Raw genomic sequence first — 18915 nt, forward strand, 5'->3', positions numbered from 1 at the left:
CCCACGCGGACGTTCGGTCGGACGCCAACGGGGAACACGCGGAGGTCTATGAGCGAGGGTCTCGCGGCGATGACGCAGTCTCGGCAACCCTACGCCATGGGAAGGAGCTGAGACCGGAATGTCCGGTATGCACCCGTGCTCGGTCGGCGGCTGTCCGACGCCGAACTCATCTCTGTGAGCGTGTTTCATCGGCTGCTTCCAGTTGGCACGATCCTCCGGGAGTGCAGACGCCAAGAGGACGTTCGCCACGGCCGGTTTCTTGGGGGGGGGTCTCAACCGGGCTTCCGGAAGCTTGTTAGGGGTCGCGTAAGTCTTCTGGGCCATCATGCAATCCAACAAAGAATTTCTGATGACACTCTATCGGCACGAACGACCGAGTTAACAAGAAAAAATTGATGACACTGTCGCGATTGATGGTTAACGTCCCGTCCATGGACATCGCAGAAATTTTCTTGAAGGTCTGGCCTGAAGGCGTTCCGGCCCAAGAGAAAGCCCATTGGGCAGCAGTGCCCGATGCGAGGCGCGAAGCGGTGTTAATGAGGCTGCATGCATTGGCCCTACTGGATGCCAATGAAGTCCAGGTCGGCCAAGCGGCCGACCGCGCCGGACTTTCGCGCCAGGCGTTTCACAAGCTGCGCAAGCGCTGGCTCGCTGACCGAAGTATCAGGTCGATCACACCTTACCGATTCAAGCCATCCGACGCCCCCGGGATCGATTCAAAAGATGCGGGCCAATCTTTTGGTCGTGCGGGATCGTCCGATCGCCTGGCGAAGAGAAGGGCGACCGAGCTGATCGGAGATTACCCATCGGAATCCAATGGAACGCTGGGCCGTAAATTGCGCGATCTACTGGGAGACAGCATTTCGCTACCTACCGCAGTCAAAACCATTCAGCGCACACGGAATGCCACGGCGTTGAACCCTTCACTTCTAGCCAAGACGTATGGATCATCGCTCCTGATCGACCTCGTCGGTATCAGGATCGATGGCGTTGCCCTCGATACCGACGAACCGGTCATGGCTGCGTTGGTGCTCGAGCGAGCTACGGGCCTTATCCTGGGGTTCGATGCAGGAGATCCAGCCCGGATGGAGCGATCCCAGCTTTCTTCGATACGATCTGCCCTAGACTATATCGAACACCTTGGGATTGATCGAGCAGCAGAACGTGAGGCGAGATGTCGTATTGTCCTCCCGCGACGTCAGTCCGCTCGCGGGCCGGCCGAACCCTTTCGGCTGGCTTTGCGAGAGGCCCTCGGGAAGGATAATGTCTTCGATCGTGGAACGAGGCGCTTCGGCGTTCGCACCACCTCTATCATCGGCCACAAGGTAAACCGTGTTCGGCTATTCAGCCGCATTGGCGAAGAGGGCGGCGATCGTAACCTAAGGAAGGTCCTGCCGGAATCGACTGAGCCGATGCTGACGGTGGAGCAGTTCGTGACCCTCGCTCGTTCCGAGATCGACCGACGTAATCAGCCGTTACTGGAGGCAGTGAAGAAGCTGGTCGATCAGGTGACGCTATCGTCATCAGGAGTCATGACACAGACCCTAACGCAGGTTGGGGCGATCTTGGATGCTGCCGCTTAATCTTCAGAGAGTTCTTCCAGAGTTCCAGCAAGAGTCCTATGCCAAAGCGATGGGTTGGCGTCAGGCGCCCGCGCGGCGACCCGCTCGCGGAGGAGCTTTTCGGCGTCCCTCAATCCGAATGGTGGAGCCCCTGCCTTGCGCTGCACCGGCGGTTTGGACCGACTGCCACGGGTTCGCACCCGCATGGTGTAGCCACCGATGTATCTGCCGGCGACGGCGTGCAGTAGCCTTCCATTGCCTCGCTTGCGCAAGATGCCGCGGTCGTGGTGCATCTCACCTGCATCCACCGTCTCTCCTTCAACCGTAAAGCCCGCGTCCTCGAGCACATGCGCGAGAGCCGCCCAATCATGCGTGACGGGCCGGTCCATCAGAATTATGCCGCCGCTTTCCAGTTGTCCCGCCGCGGCAGCATGGGCAATCGCCCGTGCCGTTGATGCGGCGGTGGGTTCATCGAGCGTCAACGCCAGCCCCACGATCGCAGCTTCACCGACCTCGATAACCGCTGACAAGGTAACGGACGTGATTTTCTGGCCGGCCGCCACCGGAACGGTCAGGTGGCAATGATCGACGACGTAGTTCACGTTTTGTTCCACCGCTGGCAATTGTCCACGGCGCTGAAGATTGATTTCACTTGCGATGGTTGGTCCGCTTGGTGCCTTGATGCCGGCTGTGGCGCAGAATTCATTCACTGCTTCGATCACACGCACCGGTTTGATGAGAGCATCCTCGGCAATCAACCGCGCGATCTCGTCGCGGATTTCATCCGGCACGCGCGTGCTCATTCTATGCCTGTTCGAACCCGGCAGGCGTGCAGCGTTGCGATGCGTGTTCCAGGCCTTCACGACCAGATAGAACCGCTGCGTGCTGATGCCCAGAGCCTCGGCCTCTTGCTCGGCCCGAACCCTGCCGGGTTGCCTGTTGAACCTTTTCACAGCTGCTATACGATCTGCCACCACCGCACGCCTATGCGGATCGACGAACGTCAGGTCGGGTTCATTATCGCTCATCGTTTTTCCTTTCTGTGTCTTTCAATTTAATCAATTTCGTCCACCAATTCGGTGAGCCTGTATGTCTATTCAGGATCGGCAGGTCGCAGTCGGCTTGAGATCGTTGATCGCCGAGCGAAGTGCGTTAGGAAGTCTTTATGTCCCTGTTTCTTCTGCTCGCTGCAGCGGTCGTATCTGACGGCCAAGTATTCGAATGCACGCCAGTTTCGGTGTGGGACGGTGACGGTCCGGTCTGGTGCGCTGAAGGGCCGCGGATTCGATTGTCCGGGATTGCTGCGCGGGAACTCGACGGATCCTGTTCGGCGGGCCACCCTTGTCCTGATGCGGATCCGTTGGCGGCGCGCGATGCCCTGGTCGAACTTATGGGTCGGCCCACAGGCTTGGGTCGCCATGGTCATGTCCTCGTTCGTGGACCGACCATGAGGTGCACCTCGACGGGATCTGCCGGCGGTAACAGGACCGGCGCTTGGTGCGTTTCGCCCAAGACTGGCGATATATCCTGCGCCATGGTTACGGGCGGCTGGGCAGCCCGCTGGGAACGGTATTGGGGGGAACACGAATGTCGTTGAGAGCCTGGAGTGATCGCGCCGAGCATCGGCGGAGCTGGCTAGTTAAGCTGGAATTCGCGCTTCTGTGTGCCCTCGGGATGATAGCGCTTACGCTGGCAGCGCTATCGCTCCTTTGGCCCGGCACTGCTTCCGCGCATCCCGGCGGCTTAGCGGCAGATGGGTGTCACAACGATCGGAAGAACGGTGGCCGCCATTGCCACCGCGCGTCCACCTCGCAGCAACGTGACCGGCAGTCGGCTCGTGGGGATGTCTATTATGCAAATTGCGCTGCTGCTCGCGCGGCAGGTGCGGCCCCGGTCAGACGCGGCGATCCAGGCTATGCTCCGCATCTTGACCGCGACAATGACGGCGTTGGGTGCGAGTAGACATTGCTGATCTACATTCTCTACTTTCGGACAGTTTTACCCGGTTGGCCGGCGGAACTGTGGGATTGTTCTCGGCCCGCCACTAAGTTAGCCGCAGGACGAAGTGATCCGCAGTTTAATAGACGAAGCCTGCCGCAGCAACGATCAGGTGAAGCAGATCCTCATCCTCACGCACAACATCTATTTTCATAAGGAAGTATCTCTCGATCATAAGCAGACGCGCAGCAACAAGCAGACGTTTTGGATCGTGCGGAAAACAGGCGGATTATCCGAGATTACCGGATTCGAGCGCAATCCGATCCGCAGTTCCTACGAACTGCTTTGGGAAGAGGTGCGCACGCCCTCGCTCAACATTGTGACCATTCAGAACACTCTGCGCCGGATCCTGGAAAACTACTTCACGATCTTCGGCGGGGTGGACCGTGACGATATCGTGAAGCACTTCGAGGGTGACGAGAAATTGATCTGCGCATCGCTCTTCTCATGGATCAATGCCGGGTCGCATTCCATCATGGATGATCTGTCGGTTGCAACAAACGAAGGCACCGCACGCAGGTATTTGGAAGTCTTCGAGAAGATATTTGTCAAAACAGATCATGCCGCACACTACAGGATGATGACTGAACGGCCTGGATGATCAGCTACGGTTGCTTACCCGGTTGCACTTGGCCTCGCATCCCGAACCCTCATCGGCTATTTTCTGTAGCAGGACGCCGCACCTTTCGGCGTCGCACTCTGGGGAAGCGGTTCGCCAGCAGAACGAACCCCGACAGCGCGATAACCGTGCCGCCGACCCCGAACAGCAGCAGCCACCAACTATTAATCCGATCCCGCTCGGTCCAATCCATGATGTGCAACCCCCAGACGAAGTCGAAGAAGCGCCAGGTATCGCTCCGTGCCGCTAGGATCGTCCCACTGGAGACATCGATGTAGAGCCTTACTTGGTCTTCATCTGAGAAAGTGATCTGCCATGCTGGAAAAGGGCCTCGAAACTCAGTTCCGATCGGGTCCTCGACCAGCTTTGCCCCGGCTATCGATGTCTCCGGTCCGGTCCATGCAGCAAGCGCGACGGCCTCGGCAGCCGCGCGAGGTAGCGGCGATATCTTTCGCCCGGTGTCAGCCCGGTGCAGGGAGGTCGAGCCATCCTCTCGTTCGACTTGAACGACCGGATGCCCTCCAACCGACTTCGTCGTCAGGGCTAAGATACCTCGCCGGTCAATCAACCACTGCGGTGCAGGAAATTCCGAAACAAGTGGTTCGGCTTGCCGCGATATGACGTGCTCGGAGCGCACCTGCTCGATCTTGAGGAACGACATAATCGCGCCCGTGGCCATCCATAGCAGCACCTGCACGCCCATGAACAATGCGAGCCACTTGTGGAGCTTACTGCCGAATACATGCAAGCGATGTTTGCGAGACGGCATGCGCTCCTCCGATGGCGCTCCCACGATAGGAGGCTAACCCCGCGGCGAGCGCGAGGACGAATGATATTGCACGATCTTCCATCCCTCTGCGTCATGGACAAGGACCGAAGTCGCGACGCCTTCGCGTTCGATGACGCGCCCGTCTGCAAGTTCGATCCGATAGGTGTATGTTTCACGTCCGTAGGCCATATGCCCCATCCGGATAATTTCGACCGTCGGCTCGCGGAAAGTGAAGCTGGTGATTTCGCCTAGTTCAGGCCCGAGATGATGCTCCATGTAGTGCGTGAAACTGCCTTCAGCCTTTCCGTTTTCAAAGACCCGGGATTCATCGGCGAACAGGGCGGTCATCGCATCCGCGTCGCGCTCTGTCAGCGCTCGCCGATAGGCGATCAGCGCAGCCTGCGCGCCGGAAATGTCCTGGTTCATGGCAGCCATGTGGTCTGCATGGTTCATGTCTTGGGCGGAATGATCCATTGGCTTGGCGGCCGAATGGCCCGCGTGAGCCGAATGATCCACTGTCTGTGCCATCGTCGGGACCGCAGCGCTTACGAGGCCTGCAGCGATTAAGCTGCGAACAATCATGATGTGCATCGAACTTTCCTTTTCCTCAGAACCAGAACCGTATGCCGACGACATAATTGGTCACGCTTGGATCTTCGCCCTCGGCGCGCGCATAATCGGCGCTCTGACCGATGCGCCATTCCTGATCGATCCCGATGTAGGGCGCGAATTCCTGCGCGAGGTGGTAACGCAGACGCAGACCGGCCTCGACCTTATCCAGGCCGACTCCGATACCCAGTTCGGGAACGTCTTGTGCCGAGAACGAGGCTTCCACACGGGGCTGCAAAATCAGACGCTCCGTTATTCGCTGGTCCAGTTCGGCCTCGATGCGGGCTGTCAGGTCGCCCTTGTCCGACAGGAAAGCAGCAACATCCACTTCGAAGAGGTAAGGTGCGAGACCCTGGATGCCGACCACGGCATAGGTGCGATCCATTGGTGCGAGGTCCTGCCGGATGCCGGCCTGGAGATCGAAGAACGGCGCAATCGCACGGCTGTAGAGCGCCTGGACCTCAGCGCTCTCAATCTCTTCGTCGAAGCTTCCTTCGCCTTCCGATTTAAACCAGAACTTGTCGAGGTCTCCGCCGTAATAGCCTTGCAGGTCCCACAGATATCCGTCCTTGCCTTCCCGTGCGCGGTATTCCACCCGATCGCCCTGGAACCAATAGTAGAGAGTATCACCGAGTTCTGACGGGAGACCGTCCCGGCTTGCGCGCATCGCTTCCGCGCCCCAGATCGCATCGGCGGCGAGCGGCGGGCCGGAGCCAGCCTCGGCCGGCGGCGGCGCGAACGGTATCTCGGCGGCGCCCGGTTGCTCCATCCTTGCGTGTTCCATTTGAGAAGGGTCCATGCCTTCCATTTGGCTGTGGTCCATCTGCGAATGGTCCATGGCCCCATGATCCATAGCGCCGTGGTCCATCGAACGGGGAGGGTCCGGAGCCATGCCTTCCATCTGGCCATGGCCCATTTGCGAATGGTTCATGCCTTCCATTTGCCCGTGGTCCATCTGAGAATGGTCCATGCCTTCCATCTGCCCGTGGGCCATCTGGGAATGGTCCATCGCCCCGTGATCCATTCCCGCTTGGCCTTCGGGTTCACACTGCCCCTCAGGCACGGGATGCCCCATCGCGCGGTGGCGCTCGGCCTCCTTCTCGCAATCTGTGTCTACCGACCTAGTCGCGGGTTCATGTCCGGCGTGGCCAGCGTGATCCTGCGCAAAAGCAGGCGCAGCGGTGGTCAGCAGCAGGGTCAACAGCACGGTTCTCATTTGTCGCTCCCTACGCGCGGTTCCTCGGCTTGCGCGCCCCGCGGCGCTACCGTCACGATCTGAAACATGCCCGAGTGCATGTGGTAGAGGAGGTGGCAGTGGAACGCCCAGTCACCCTCTTCATTGGCGGTTAAATCAAAGGTAGCGCTGCCGCCCGGCTGGACGATCACCACGTTCTTCAAAGGCTGGTGGTCTGCCGGCGCCCCATTGACCAACTCGAAGAAGTGCCCGTGAAGGTGGATCGGATGCGCCATCATAGTGTCATTGACCAGTTTCACGCGAACCCGCTCGTTATAGGCGAAGCGGATCGGATCATCGGTGACGGCCGAAAATTTCTTGCCATCGAACGACCACATGTAGCGTTCCATATTGCCGGTGAGATGGATCTGCATTTGCCGAGAGGGCGTGCGGGCATAGCGATTGGCTTCCAGCGCAACGAGGTCGTTATAGGTGAGCACCCGGTGCGGCACTTTGTCGAGGCCGATACCCGGATCGCCCATCCGATCGACCGGGTTCATCGACACCATGTCGATACCCGGCCCCACGTGCACGTCAGGCGACAGGAGCGAGGTATCGCGCATGCTCATATCGCCCATGGCCGCTGCACTCATGGTCTCGGGCGCGGTTGTCTGGGCCGGAACCGTCCCGTGCCCCATTGCCGAATGGTCCATTGTGGCTTGATCTGTTCCAGCCGCGTCGCTGCTGCCATGGTCCATTCCGCCATGATCCATGCCAGCCATGCCCATCGCCGCCATCGTCAGCAGCGGCGGTTCGCGCAGCGCGGGAACGGCTGCGCGCGCGCCGGGACGGCTGACCAGATGTGCCAGCGCCATCCCGGAGCGGTCCATGCTCTCGGCCACTACAGCCATCGCCTCGCCAGTTGGCTCGACGAGGAAATCGTAGGTTTCCGCGGTGCCGATCTGGAACTCATCGACTTCGACCGGGCGCACTGCGATCCCGTCGGCCGCGACGATCGTAAGCTTCGCGCCGGGGATGCGGATATTGAAGAAGCTCATTGCGCTGCCGTTCATCACCCTGAAGCGCACGCGTTCGCCGGGGCGGAACATATATTCCAGCCCTTCCTCGGGCCCCATTCCATTAGCAAGGTAGGTGTAGGTGGAGCCTGACACGTCCGTGATGTCGGTCGGCATCATGCGCATCTTGGCCCACATCCGCCGCTCCTCGCCGGTCAGATCGTAATCGTCTGTCCAGCTGCGCTGCTGCATGTTGAAATAGGCCTCGCCCTTCTTGAGCTTCTCCATGATCGTATGACCATGCAGCGGCGTGAATTCTGAAAGGAGGAGCACGAAATCGCGGTCAGCTTGGATTGGATCCGGTCCCGCAGGATCAACGACTAAAGGGCCGTAGTGCCCAGACTGCTCTTGCAGCCCGGAATGCGAATGCCACCAATAAGTGCCCGACTGGCGGATGGCGGGCAAATCGTAGACGAAGGTCTCGCCAGGGCGGATGCCCGGAAAGCTGACACCGGGAACGCCGTCGAACTGGAACGGGACCAGCAGGCCATGCCAGTGCACGGACGTGTCCTCCTGAAGGGAATTGGTCACGTGAATCCGGACCGGCTCACCTTCTTTCAACCGCACCAGTGGGCCGGGAATAGTGCCATTGACTGCAACCGCATGACCGCGACGACCTTGAACAACACGCATGCCCTCGCCCACGGTCAGGCGAATGTCGCGACCGGAGACTTCGTCGAAACCGGTTCGGATCACACCGCCATGTTGAAGCGACGCACCGCGTGCCCACGCTGGAACCGCTGTGCTCGCACCCAGCAGACCGCCTGCCGCGATGCTTGAACCCAGGAAGTTTCGGCGGTTTATTGCTTGCATGAAAATAATCCTGCTTGTCCGGTGTTTGCCTTGTCTTACGCAGCCAAGGGCATTTCCCCTCATTCGGTCAGGATTTTTTCCCTCAACCTCTTCCGCGCTCGATACACCAGTGATTCCAGCGCCTTTTCGGAGATGCCTAGCAGGTCGGCCGCCTCGCTCTGGCTTCGCCCGTCGACAGCCACGAGGATAAGCGCTTCGCGGAGTCGCAAGGGCAGGCGTTCAATCTCGGCACGGGTCTTCTGGAGAAGCTGCCGATCGACAGCCTCGGTTTCCGGTGATGGCGACCCATCGCGAGCCAGCTCGGGCATTGCGGCCGTCCCGAACCCCAAGAATCGCGCAGCCTTCTTGCGCCGCAACTTGTCGCGGCATTTGTTGAGTGTGATCGTGGTCAGAAATGGTAGGACAGGCCTTGCGGGATCGATCTTCTCACGGGCGATCCACGCCGATGCGAGCGCGCTTTGGACGGCGTCCTCGGCTTCGTCCGGCGCGCCGAGCATTCGCTGGGCCGTCGACATCAATCTTGGAATCAGCGGCTCTACAAGCTGCGTGAACGCACGGCGGTCCCCCGCAACGACCCTGGCGACGAGATTATGTTCCTGACTGTCGGGCTGCCCCAGCACCCTCTAATCAATCCGGCGGCGAACCGGTCAGAGCCCGGGCCACCTGTTGATCGAATTGTCGTTGCTGCTCATCATCAAGGATGCTTCGCATGGCGAATACGTGGCGAACCGTCGCCTTCTGCAATTCCCCCATGCTGGCATGCACAGCATCAATGGCAGCGCTGACTTCGGGGCCGTATTCATGTTCGCTGTCCATCGCTGCAGCGAGATCAGCATTGGCGCGCCGCACCGCCAGCTCGCGTTGTGCGTTCTCGATGGCGTATCGCTCCTCGAGCCGCTCGAGCTGACTTTCCTGTTCCTCATCGAGTTCGAGCTGTTCGTGAACGAATTCGTGGAGACCACCTTGCTGGGTCGGCGTGAACCATCTGTCGGCAGCGATCGCCCCTAGGCACCCTGCTCCTGCGGCGACCAGGACGGCCACCGCGATTAGCAGCTTCACGTTCTTCATGGGCTGACGTGAAGCAGCGCGGATGGAGAAAGGCGCGACTCGTTGAGCAGCGGATAGTTTCTATCCAGGGCGTAAGCCGGGGTCTGCACGGTGGCGACGCCCGCGCCAAGCCCAACTACTAAAAAGCCTGCGAACAGCGCACCGCGCATGGTCCTTTCACGCCGTGCGCTAATGTGCCCGACCCGCTCCCACACTCCTTCCATGAAGTCGTTGGACACGCCGCTCGGTGCGTCACCGGCAAAAGCGTCCAGAAGGGGTTCCAATTGCTGTTTCATCGGCGCGGCTCGATCCTTCGTTATCCCGTCGTCTTACATGATACGTTCGATTGGCCAGTCCCCCTTATCAATTTTTGATGAGGGAAGAGAGGCTCGGCTGCGTAACAGCCAGCATAGGTCTCGTTAACCCGCCGTGAAAAGGGCGTCCGTCTTTATGAAAGCTGTTCATATCCTGATGCTCATTAGTGCAGGTTTTCTTCTGGGCAGTCCGGCCTACGCCCATGGCGATGAGGCGCACCGCGGCGAAGCAAGCGCCGTCGTTGGAGCGCAAGACAGCGAGAATGCCGCTATGGCAGGCCGAGATCAGCCTACATCAGCCTCCTCCTCGCAGGAAGCCCAGCCTTCCGGCGGTCATGACTCGTCCGCGGGAAGCCATGAGAGTGTTGGCAACAGCGATGGCCTCGTCGGCATTCTCAAACAACTGCACCCTGCAACGGTTCACTTCCCGATCGCACTTTTCCTGATGGCAGCGTTAGCCGAAGGTTTCGTCATGGCAGGTAGAGGGGGCAGCATCGAACCAGCCATTCGCGTCATGGTATACGGCGGGGCCGCAGGTGCCGTCTTGGCGGTCTTTTTCGGCTGGATCCATACTGGTCTCTGGTTTGGCGGCGACACTGCGATGCAACTTCATCGCTGGACCGGAATGCTCATCGCCGTCCTGGGGCTCGCACTCGCAGCAATCGTGCGCCGTCCTCCCAAAGGCAGAACCCTGTTGCGGTTCGGATTATTCATGATGGCCGCGCTCATATCATTCCAAGGGTTCCTCGGCGGTGAGCTCGCCCATGGGTCTGATCATCTCGGCCTCTCGTGGGCGTGAAGGAGAAGGTAATGAAGCGATCGACCCCCTTTGGACTAGCTCGAACCTTGTTGCTCGGGACGGCGCTCGCGGGCTTGGCAGCGTGCGATAGAGAGCCTGAATCTGTTCCGCCGGACGATGGTTCCGAACCAACCGAGCTCACTGCAGGGGCAGTGCCGACGGCACAGACATCTTCGGAGCAGCCACCCGCGACGGATACCGTCGCTGTCCCAGCCGTCGATCCTCCAGCGCCAGAGCCGGAAACCGGACGGTCGCTTCCGGCCCGGGTCACGAGTGCGCCTTCGAAGGATGCGGAGCCAGCGCCACCGGTCGCAAGTTCCGATACCGATCAGCTAGATGAGCATGCAGGTCACGATATGGGATCGATGTCCGACTACGATTTGGACAACATGTGAAAGGATTGACGATGAAAGCACCATCTACGGGTAAATCCCTTCGCAAATTTCGCATGGCTTGCGCGACCCTCGCGATCGCTTTCCTGGCTGCTTGCACAAGCGCAGCCCAGGCTAGCCCCTACGTGATGTTCCGCGATCCGCAGTGCGGTTGTTGCGAGGAATGGGCCAAGCACGTTCGTGCAGGCCTGAACCATGAAGTTGCGGTTCGCGACGATCGTCCCATGATCGAGGTGAAAGCCGCGCTCGGTGTGCCTCGGGATCTGTCTTCCTGCCATACAATGGAGATGGCTGGTTATGTGATCGAGGGCCACGTGCCCGCTCGCGAGATTGCTCGCCTGCTCGAAGAGCGGCCCCAGGGCATCGACGGTTTGGCGGTTGCAGGCATGCCTCTGGGTTCACCCGGTATGGAGGTCGGCGGTAGGGTCCACCCTTATCAAGTGATCGCCTTCGGGCCGACCGGACTAAGCGTATACGCCAGTTACCCCGGGTCACAGTGAGACAACCGGAGCAGTGACTATCCAGCCAACCCATCAAATTTGGCCGCCCGTTCGTCCTGCTGCAGCAGGTAGTCAGCGGCGGGAGCGCTCCCTTCCCGGCGAGCGGTTGGACAAGGCGTTAGCGCGATGAAGGGTGGCGCTGAAGGTGACATGGCTCATGATCCCGCTGCTGAGGGCGAGGGGACGATAAGTCTGCTTGGCGGAGTTGCCATGGGCACCGGCGTGATGATCGGCGCAGGCATATTCGCTTTGACCGGTCAGATCGCCGAACTGGCCGGTCCGTTGTTTCCCCTTTCCTTCATCCTGGGCGCGCTCGTTACAGCGCTTGCAGCCTATAGCTATATAAAGATGTCCAACGCTTGGCCGTCTTCCGGCGGTATCGCGATGATCTTGCAGAAGGCCTACGGGCCCGGGGTCGTGGCGGCATCGGCCTCGCTCCTCATGGCGCTGTCGATGGTCATCAACGAGAGTCTCGTCGCGCGAACCTTCGCGACCTACGCGCTGCGCCCCTTCGGGCTCGAGGAAAACGCCATTCTATTGTCCATCATCGCTCTGGCGCTGATCGTTTTTGCTTACATCGTAAACAAGGCGGGCAATCGCTCTGTAAGCGGTTTCTCGCTGGTCATGTCGGCAATCAAGATCGGCGGTATCGCCCTTTTCGCGGTCGCTGCCATTGCAGCGAGCGGGTTTACATCGGGAGCCTTTGCGCAAGGGCCCGAGTTGTCGATTGGCGGCGCGTTCTTGGCATCGGTGGCATTCTCGATTCTGGCGTTCAAGGGTTTTACCACGATCACCAATAGCGGCGGCGAGATTGTCGATCCGCACCGCAATGTCGGCCGCACGATCATGATCTCGATCGCGATCTGCGTGGTGACCTATCTCCTTGTCGCGCTGGCGGTGGGCTCCAGTCTGACGATCAGCGAGATCGTCGTGGCGCGTGACTATTCACTCGCTGCGGCCGCCCGGCCAGCGCTTGGGGAACTCGGCTTCTGGTTCACCATCGTTATCGCCATCGCGGCGACCACTTCGGGTGTGATCGCGAGCGTGTTCGCGGTGTCGCGCATGCTGACCATGCTCACCGAGATGAAGATGATCCCGCACAGCCACTTCGGCATGACTGGTGGGATCAGAAGCCACATGCTGGTCTATACCGTGGTGATCGCGGGCACTCTGGCGGTTCTGTTCGATCTTTCCCGCATCGCTTCGCTTGGAGCGTTCTTCTACTTGGTCATGGATATCCTGGTGCACTGGGGGGTCTACCGTCACCTTCGCGGTGAGATCGGGGCCAGGGGTTCCGTTCTGCTTACCGCGATTGCCGCCGATGTTGTTGTTCTCGCAGCTTTCGCATGGATAAAATTGCAGTCCGATCCGCTCATTGTGGGGATTGCCCTGACCCTAATCGCAGCCGTCTTTGCACTCGAAGCGCTCTTCCTTCGCCGGAAGGGCGCGCGGGGTGACAATCCCGATCATGGCGGCAGCGGCGCCCCATCTGACGAGGCAGGAACGCTATGAAACAAGCGCAAGTATACCGGATGGTGATGGACGAGCATGTCTGTCCCTATGGATTGAAGACCGTAGACCTGCTGAAGCGCCAGGGCTTCGAAGTCGAGGATCACCATTTGTCCTCGCGGGAAGAAACTGACGCCTTCAAGGAGAAGCATGGCGTCGAGACTACGCCGCAGACATTCATCGATGGCAAGCGCATCGGCGGCTATGACGATCTGCGCGAACATTTCGGCAAGTCGCGCAGCCAGCCCGGGGAAGGCGAGACCAGCTACCAGCCCGTCATCGCCATTTTCGGCGTGGCGGCCCTGCTGGGACTCGCGATCAGCTGGTATGTGTTCGAGACGATCTTCACTGTCCAGGCGATCGAATGGTTCGTCAGCCTGTCGATGGCATTACTTGCGATCCAGAAGCTGCAGGACGTGCGCAGCTTCTCGACCATGTTCCTCAATTACGACCTGCTTGCCAAGCGCTGGGTGCGTTACGGCTTCATCTATCCCTTCGGCGAAGCGCTCGCCGGCATCCTGATGGTGGCCCACGCGCTGCCGATCATCTCGGTTCCCGTATCGCTGTTCATCGGAACGGTCGGCGCGGTCAGCGTGTTCAAGGCGGTCTACATCGATAAGCGCGAGCTGAAATGCGCATGCGTTGGAGGCAGTAGCAACGTGCCGCTGGGCTTCGTCTCGCTGACCGAGAACCTGTTCATGATCGGCATGGGCCTGTGGATGGGTGCCAAGGCTCTGGGATGGATCATACTGTGATCTGGGCGTTGCTCCTCGGTTTCGCGCTCTTCGCGATCTCGCTCTACTTCCACATGTGGATGCTGCGCGGTGCGAAAGCTTTGTCCCCGCCGGGCAAGGATCCGCGCCATCTGCGCCTGCTGGCCGGTTCCAGTCTTGTTCTTCTCAGTCACCTGGTGATCGCCGGTATCTTTGCGGGCGGCATGTATCTCGCGTCGATCTGGGGCCTTGGCAGTCTCGAGAAGGACGTCATCGATAGCTGGATGGATTACTATTACTTCGCGCTGATCACGATCTCGACTGTCGGACTGGGGGATATCTTACCTGGCGGTCACATGCGCGCGATTTCCGGGATCGCAGCGCTCACCGGCTTCCTGATGATCAGTTGCACCGCCCAATACGTTTACAAAACCATGAGCAAACAGGAGGATTGATATGGCGCAAGGCAGGAAACACGAACACGATGGAGGGGGCGGCAATTACTGGCGCTTCATGGCGATGGTCTCGACCTCGACCGTCATCATGTTTTTCCTCATGTATGCCAACACCTACGATGCCGATCATTTCTTCTGGAGCGAAACCCGCTTCTGGATGATGTTCGTGATGGGCGCGATGATGATGGTCGTCATGCTGCTCTTCATGTGGGGGATGTATAAGGACCGGACCAAGAACTTCATCATCCTCGGCGTGGCTGCAGTCGTATTCGCGCTCGCTCTGTGGCTGGTTCGCAGCCAGACCACCGTTGACGACGAAGAATACATGGCGGCGATGATCCCGCACCACTCGATCGCGATCATGACCAGCGAACGAGCCAGCATCGAGGACCCGCGGGTGCGCAAACTCGCCCATGACATCATCCTCGCCCAGCGCCGCGAGATTGCGCAGATGAAGTATCTTATCGCCGATATCGAGGAGAACGGCGTGCGGACCGAAAGGCGCCTTCCCGTCGGGATCGAAGCCCCGGATGCCGCCACGGCGCAACCGGACCCCGCATCCGCCGAAACGCCAGACGAAGGAGCCGCGCAATGAAGACGAACCTTTTCCTTATCGCCGGACTGACCGCGACCTTGGCCGCATGCAACCAGAACACCGCCATCGGCAATGATCGCGAAGCGCATCTCGATCCGCCAGCCGAAGCATCGCCGATCGAGCCCGCCTCCAGCGCGCTGCAGAACGTCGCGGCCGCGCTGGTGAAGCCCGAAACCATGACCGCAGCCGATATCGCGGCAATCGGCGGAACGAGCGGACGATGCGTCTATAGGTTGACCGAGGTCGGGTTCCCCACCGTGGTCTACGAGCCCGGCGCAAAGGCCTTCGTGAAATTGAACGGCAAGCTGATCCCGATGCAGGCCGAGGGGACGGATCGCTTTGTCAGCGACGGGCTCCTGCTGACGATGCGCACTCTCGATGATGAGGGCAACGCCGGATTGCAGGCGCAGGAGGTCATCATCGTGCCGCCTGGCGCCGAGGACGAGCTGGGCTACCGTGGCTACGCGACCTGCGGACAATAGCGACGAAGGTTGCGGACACGCCCTCGAGTTTATCGGGTCAGGTGTTCCGCGGCTGGCCAATTGCATTTCGGCGCCGGTGTCTCCCCATCCGGGGCCTTGCGAATGACAGGCTGACTGGCCCCGTCCAGGAGGCGCTCCGCCGCATGCGAGCACACCGGCCAGTTCGCGGACTTGATCACGCCATGACCCGATACCCGGCAACATTCCCTGACCATCCATGCGGCCATCGAGATGAGCCAGCTGCGGAGCAGGCTCAGTATTTCAGATCATGACGCCAGCAAGGCAAGCAGCCCGTCCTTGTTGTTCGGCAGCGGTATGGAGACTTCCCGGCAAATTTGACGCGATGAAGAAAAGGTCCGCAGCGGCTAGCGGGCCATTTTTCCGAAAAGGTCCGCGAGCTCTGCGAATTTTTTCTGCTGATCTTCTTTGTCGCCACTTTCGATCGCGTCGGCGACGCAGGACTGCGCATGTAGCGTCAGAACTTTGCTCCTGGTCACCCGTAAAGCAGCTTCCATCGCGGCGATTTGCTGCAAAATGTCCACGCAATATCGCTCATCTTCCATCATACGAATCACGCCTCGGGCCTGACCCTCCACGCGTTTCAGACGGCCAATTTCCTTACTGAATTTCATATCAAAAATCCTAATCGACTTCGTAACGAACTGAAACGGGGCCGCTTTTTATACCCTACGGGGGTATAGTTTACAAGCTGCGCTTTGCCTGTTAGATCAACCGGCGAATCGATGACGGACTTGCCTCTTTACCTTACGTGAAGCGGGCAGCCGCCGAGACTGATTGGGCTTTACCAAGGAGCAATTATGGCTGAGCATTCGACAGCCCGCGCGATCCTGATCTGGGGAACGACTTTCTCGCTGTTCCTGACGATCAGCTTGCTTGCCTGTATACTCTATGGCCTTTTGTTGCCGGGCGGGTTCGAGATGCATCGCGCCTGGTCGCCTTGGCTCCCTGGGTTCGAATGGCTGACATTTGGGGGGATCCTGGCCGGCCTCTTCTGGTGCTTGGTCTACGGGTTTTGGACAGCAGCCCTCCTCGTCCCGCTGCGCCGGCTAACAGGGCTCTGGTTCGGAGCTGAGAAATGACTGACCACAACACCTGTTGCGATCCCGGTATCAGCGCTTCCCCTCCCAAGGGTGTGGCGGTCGACCCGGTTTGCGGCATGAGCGTCACCATCGCTGACGCAGAGCATGTCGCGATGCATGAGGGCTCCGACCACTACTTCTGTTCGTCGCGCTGCCATGACAAGTTCCTCGCCGATCCCGAACTCTACCTTTCAGGCGCGCATCTCGATGCGGTAGAGGATGTGCCTGCAGGCACAATCTATACTTGCCCGATGCATCCCGAAATCCGTCAACAGGGTCCGGGATCTTGCCCGATCTGCGGTATGGCGCTCGAACCCGAAACGGTCAGTCTTGACGAGGGACCAGATCCCGAACTCATCGACATGCGCCGCCGATTTTGGTGGAGTGCGCTGCTCACATTGCCACTGTTCGCCTACGCGATGGGAGACATGGTTCCGGGTATGAGTTTCGACCGGCTGATCGAACCCGCCCGAGCACAATGGGTGCAACTGCTGCTCGCTAGCCCAGTCGTCCTTTGGGGTGCGTGGCCGTTCTTCGTCCGGGCAATCCAGTCGCTGAAGACCCGCAACCTCAACATGTTCACTCTCATCGGGTTCGGCGTCGCTATTGCCTACGTATTCAGCATAGTCGCAACCATCGCGCCCCATGTGTTCCCTGCGGCATTCCACGATCACGCTGGCCGCGTCGGTGTCTATTTCGAGGCCGCAGCGGTCATCACAACGCTGGTCCTGCTGGGTCAGGTCCTCGAGCTCAAGGCCAGGGGATCGACGTCCAGCGCCTTGCGCGCACTGCTCGAGCTGGCCCCACCGAGCGCAGTCAAGATATTCGGTGCGGGCGACGAGCGCGAAGTTCCGCTTGACCAGTTGGCCACAGGCGACCTTCTTCGCGTCCGTCCCGGTGACAAGGTTCCAGTCGATGGCACCATCGAAGAGGGGGCGAGCGCCATCGACGAGTCCATGATCAGCGGCGAACCGCTTCCGGTTGCCAAGCAGGTCGGAGACACCGTTATCGGTGGCACGGTAAACCAGACCGGCGGCTTCGTGATGCAGGCAACCGGTGTGGGCAAGGACACTATGCTGTCCAAGATTGTTCAGATGGTTGCCGAAGCGCAGCGCAGCCGTGCTCCGATCCAGCGGCTCGCCGACCAGGTTGCCGGATGGTTCGTGCCGGCTGTGGTGGTCATCGCTATCGTGACCTTCGTCGTCTGGGCCATCTGGGGTCCTGCGCCCGCCCTTGCCTATGCGTTGGTCAATGCGATCGCAGTCCTAATCATTGCCTGTCCCTGCGCCCTGGGCCTCGCCACGCCCATGTCTATCATGACCGGCACAGGCAAGGGTGCGCAGCATGGCATCCTCATTCGCAATGCCGAGGCGCTAGAAACACTCGAGAAGATCGACACTCTGGTGGTCGACAAGACCGGCACTTTGACGATGGGCAAGCCCGATCTGGTGGCCGTGAGCCCTGCACCAGGCATCGACGAGAGCGAGTTCCTTGCAGCCGTTGCGGCCGTCGAGATGGGAAGCGAGCATCCGCTGGCCCATGCGATCGTAGAAGGCGCGCGCAGCCGCGGGGTATCGCCCGCCACCGCGACCGGTCTAGCTTCGACCACCGGCGAAGGTGTCGAGGCCAATGTGGACGGTCGCCGTATTGCAATCGGCAATGAGAAGATGATGCGGCGCGTAGGGATCGATGACGATGCCTGGCTCGGTTCGGCGGAAGCCGGTCGCAGGCAGGGCCAGACGGTCATGTTCGTGGCATTCGATGGTCAATCGGCCGGCCTGATCGCCGTGGCCGACCCTATCAAGCCCACGAGCGCGTCGGCCATCGCGGCATTGCACGCACGCAATATTCGGGTGGTGATGCTGACTGGTGATAGTCGCGGCACGGCCGAAGCGGTCGCCCGCGAAATGGGGATCGACGAGGTGCACGCCAATGTGTCGCCCGAGGAGAAGCACCGGAAGATCGAGGAGCTAAAAGCCCAGGGCCGCCGCGTCGGCATGGCAGGCGATGGGATCAACGATGCGCCTGCGCTAGCAGCCGCCGATGTCGGGATCGCGATGGGCACGGGCACCGATGTCGCCATAGAAAGCGCAGGCGTCACGCTGGTTCGGGGCGATCTGAACGGCGTCGTTCAGGCGATTGTCTTGTCGCGCGCGACGATGCGCAACATCCGGCAGAACCTGTTTTTCGCTTTCGCCTACAACACGCTGGGAATCCCTGTAGCTGCGGGACTGCTGTTCCCGTTCTTCGGTTTGTTGCTCAATCCGATGATCGCGGCGGCGGCCATGAGCCTGTCCTCGGTGTCGGTCATCGGCAACGCCCTGCGGTTGCGAGGCCTGAACCTGCCCACGGCAGACGGTATGGCGAACTAAGAAATCTGGGGGGATCG

Annotated in this window: 22 protein-coding genes; 13 read left to right on the plus strand and 9 right to left on the minus strand. The window is 60.1% G+C overall.

What is annotated here, in order from left to right:
* Positions 1-431 precede the first annotated feature (431 nt).
* On the plus strand, positions 432-1583 hold the full coding sequence (locus tag ACQ5J0_RS04030; protein ID WP_462569238.1) for a hypothetical protein: 1152 nt from the start codon (positions 432-434) through the stop codon (positions 1581-1583).
* On the opposite strand, the gene ACQ5J0_RS04035 is transcribed toward ACQ5J0_RS04030, so the two are convergent.
* Positions 1580-2590: a hypothetical protein gene (locus ACQ5J0_RS04035; RefSeq protein WP_462569239.1), complete on the minus strand. Its 1011-nt coding sequence runs from the start codon at positions 2588-2590 to the stop codon at positions 1580-1582. The genes ACQ5J0_RS04030 and ACQ5J0_RS04035 overlap by 4 nt on opposite strands.
* Positions 2591-2727: 137 nt before the next feature.
* Between ACQ5J0_RS04035 and ACQ5J0_RS04040 the strand changes: the two genes are divergently transcribed.
* The 3 genes from ACQ5J0_RS04040 (at position 2728) to ACQ5J0_RS04050 (ending at position 4161) form a co-directional block, all read left to right on the plus strand.
* Positions 2728-3159: a hypothetical protein gene (locus ACQ5J0_RS04040; protein WP_462569240.1), complete on the plus strand. Its 432-nt coding sequence runs from the start codon at positions 2728-2730 to the stop codon at positions 3157-3159.
* 77 nt (positions 3160-3236) lie between these two features.
* Positions 3237-3524: an excalibur calcium-binding domain-containing protein gene (locus ACQ5J0_RS04045; protein ID WP_462569241.1), complete on the plus strand. Its 288-nt coding sequence runs from the start codon at positions 3237-3239 to the stop codon at positions 3522-3524.
* 103 nt (positions 3525-3627) lie between these two features.
* Positions 3628-4161 (plus strand): AAA family ATPase, encoded by a 534-nt coding sequence (locus ACQ5J0_RS04050; RefSeq protein WP_462569242.1) that lies wholly within the window; start codon positions 3628-3630, stop codon positions 4159-4161.
* 49 nt (positions 4162-4210) lie between these two features.
* On the opposite strand, the gene ACQ5J0_RS04055 is transcribed toward ACQ5J0_RS04050, so the two are convergent.
* The 7 genes from ACQ5J0_RS04055 to ACQ5J0_RS04085 all read right to left on the minus strand — a co-directional run bounded on the left by ACQ5J0_RS04055 (position 4211) and on the right by ACQ5J0_RS04085 (position 9963).
* Positions 4211-4948 (minus strand): PepSY domain-containing protein, encoded by a 738-nt coding sequence (locus tag ACQ5J0_RS04055; RefSeq protein WP_462569243.1) that lies wholly within the window; start codon positions 4946-4948, stop codon positions 4211-4213.
* A 33-nt stretch (positions 4949-4981) separates the two neighbouring features.
* Positions 4982-5539 carry a YybH family protein gene (locus tag ACQ5J0_RS04060; protein WP_462569244.1) on the minus strand — a complete coding sequence of 186 codons (558 nt, stop codon included), beginning with the start codon at positions 5537-5539 and terminating at the stop codon, positions 4982-4984.
* 16 nt (positions 5540-5555) lie between these two features.
* The gene (locus tag ACQ5J0_RS04065; RefSeq protein WP_462569245.1) at positions 5556-6773 is read right to left on the minus strand and encodes a copper resistance protein B; all 1218 of its coding nucleotides are present in this window, start codon (positions 6771-6773) and stop codon (positions 5556-5558) included.
* Positions 6770-8620, minus strand: coding sequence for a copper resistance system multicopper oxidase (locus tag ACQ5J0_RS04070; RefSeq protein ID WP_462569246.1), 1851 nt, complete (start codon positions 8618-8620; stop codon positions 6770-6772). Before ACQ5J0_RS04070 ends, ACQ5J0_RS04065 begins: the two co-directional genes overlap by 4 nt.
* Before the next feature lie 59 nt (positions 8621-8679).
* Positions 8680-9135 (minus strand): RNA polymerase sigma factor, encoded by a 456-nt coding sequence (locus ACQ5J0_RS04075; RefSeq protein ID WP_462569247.1) that lies wholly within the window; start codon positions 9133-9135, stop codon positions 8680-8682.
* Positions 9136-9247: 112 nt separating this feature from the next.
* Complete coding sequence (locus ACQ5J0_RS04080; protein WP_462569248.1) at positions 9248-9688, minus strand: periplasmic heavy metal sensor; 441 nt, start codon at positions 9686-9688, stop codon at positions 9248-9250.
* A complete protein-coding gene (locus ACQ5J0_RS04085) occupies positions 9685-9963 on the minus strand; it encodes a hypothetical protein (protein WP_462569249.1) in 279 nt (92 codons plus the stop codon). Before ACQ5J0_RS04085 ends, ACQ5J0_RS04080 begins: the two co-directional genes overlap by 4 nt.
* Before the next feature lie 154 nt (positions 9964-10117).
* Here ACQ5J0_RS04085 and ACQ5J0_RS04090 point away from each other — a divergent pair, with 154 nt between their 5' ends.
* From ACQ5J0_RS04090 to ACQ5J0_RS04120, 7 genes are all read left to right on the plus strand, one after another.
* Positions 10118-10780 carry a DUF2231 domain-containing protein gene (locus ACQ5J0_RS04090; RefSeq protein WP_462569250.1) on the plus strand — a complete coding sequence of 221 codons (663 nt, stop codon included), beginning with the start codon at positions 10118-10120 and terminating at the stop codon, positions 10778-10780.
* 520 nt (positions 10781-11300) lie between these two features.
* Positions 11301-11672 carry a DUF411 domain-containing protein gene (locus ACQ5J0_RS04095; RefSeq protein ID WP_462569251.1) on the plus strand — a complete coding sequence of 124 codons (372 nt, stop codon included), beginning with the start codon at positions 11301-11303 and terminating at the stop codon, positions 11670-11672.
* Positions 11673-11882: 210 nt separating this feature from the next.
* Positions 11883-13184 (plus strand): APC family permease, encoded by a 1302-nt coding sequence (locus tag ACQ5J0_RS04100; protein WP_462570050.1) that lies wholly within the window; start codon positions 11883-11885, stop codon positions 13182-13184.
* Positions 13181-13936 (plus strand): glutaredoxin family protein, encoded by a 756-nt coding sequence (locus ACQ5J0_RS04105; protein ID WP_462569252.1) that lies wholly within the window; start codon positions 13181-13183, stop codon positions 13934-13936. The genes ACQ5J0_RS04100 and ACQ5J0_RS04105 overlap by 4 nt, the downstream gene beginning before the upstream one ends.
* On the plus strand, positions 13933-14349 hold the full coding sequence (locus tag ACQ5J0_RS04110; RefSeq protein ID WP_462569253.1) for a potassium channel family protein: 417 nt from the start codon (positions 13933-13935) through the stop codon (positions 14347-14349). The genes ACQ5J0_RS04105 and ACQ5J0_RS04110 overlap by 4 nt, the downstream gene beginning before the upstream one ends.
* A gap of 64 nt (positions 14350-14413) precedes the next feature.
* Positions 14414-14944, plus strand: a complete 531-nt coding sequence (locus ACQ5J0_RS04115) for a DUF305 domain-containing protein (protein ID WP_462570051.1) — start codon at positions 14414-14416, stop codon at positions 14942-14944.
* Entirely contained in the window at positions 14941-15426 is a 486-nt protein-coding gene (locus ACQ5J0_RS04120) for a DUF6692 family protein (RefSeq protein ID WP_462569254.1), read from the plus strand. The genes ACQ5J0_RS04115 and ACQ5J0_RS04120 overlap by 4 nt, the downstream gene beginning before the upstream one ends.
* A gap of 365 nt (positions 15427-15791) precedes the next feature.
* On the opposite strand, the gene ACQ5J0_RS04125 is transcribed toward ACQ5J0_RS04120, so the two are convergent.
* On the minus strand, positions 15792-16058 hold the full coding sequence (locus ACQ5J0_RS04125; RefSeq protein ID WP_462569255.1) for a metal-sensitive transcriptional regulator: 267 nt from the start codon (positions 16056-16058) through the stop codon (positions 15792-15794).
* 186 nt (positions 16059-16244) lie between these two features.
* Here ACQ5J0_RS04125 and ACQ5J0_RS04130 point away from each other — a divergent pair, with 186 nt between their 5' ends.
* Both ACQ5J0_RS04130 and ACQ5J0_RS04135 read left to right on the plus strand, forming a co-directional pair.
* Positions 16245-16526, plus strand: a complete 282-nt coding sequence (locus tag ACQ5J0_RS04130) for a hypothetical protein (protein WP_462569256.1) — start codon at positions 16245-16247, stop codon at positions 16524-16526.
* Positions 16523-18898 (plus strand): heavy metal translocating P-type ATPase, encoded by a 2376-nt coding sequence (locus ACQ5J0_RS04135; RefSeq protein WP_462569257.1) that lies wholly within the window; start codon positions 16523-16525, stop codon positions 18896-18898. The genes ACQ5J0_RS04130 and ACQ5J0_RS04135 overlap by 4 nt, the downstream gene beginning before the upstream one ends.
* Positions 18899-18915 lie beyond the last annotated feature (17 nt).

It is taken from the genome of Qipengyuania sp. SM2512 (assembly GCF_054954005.1).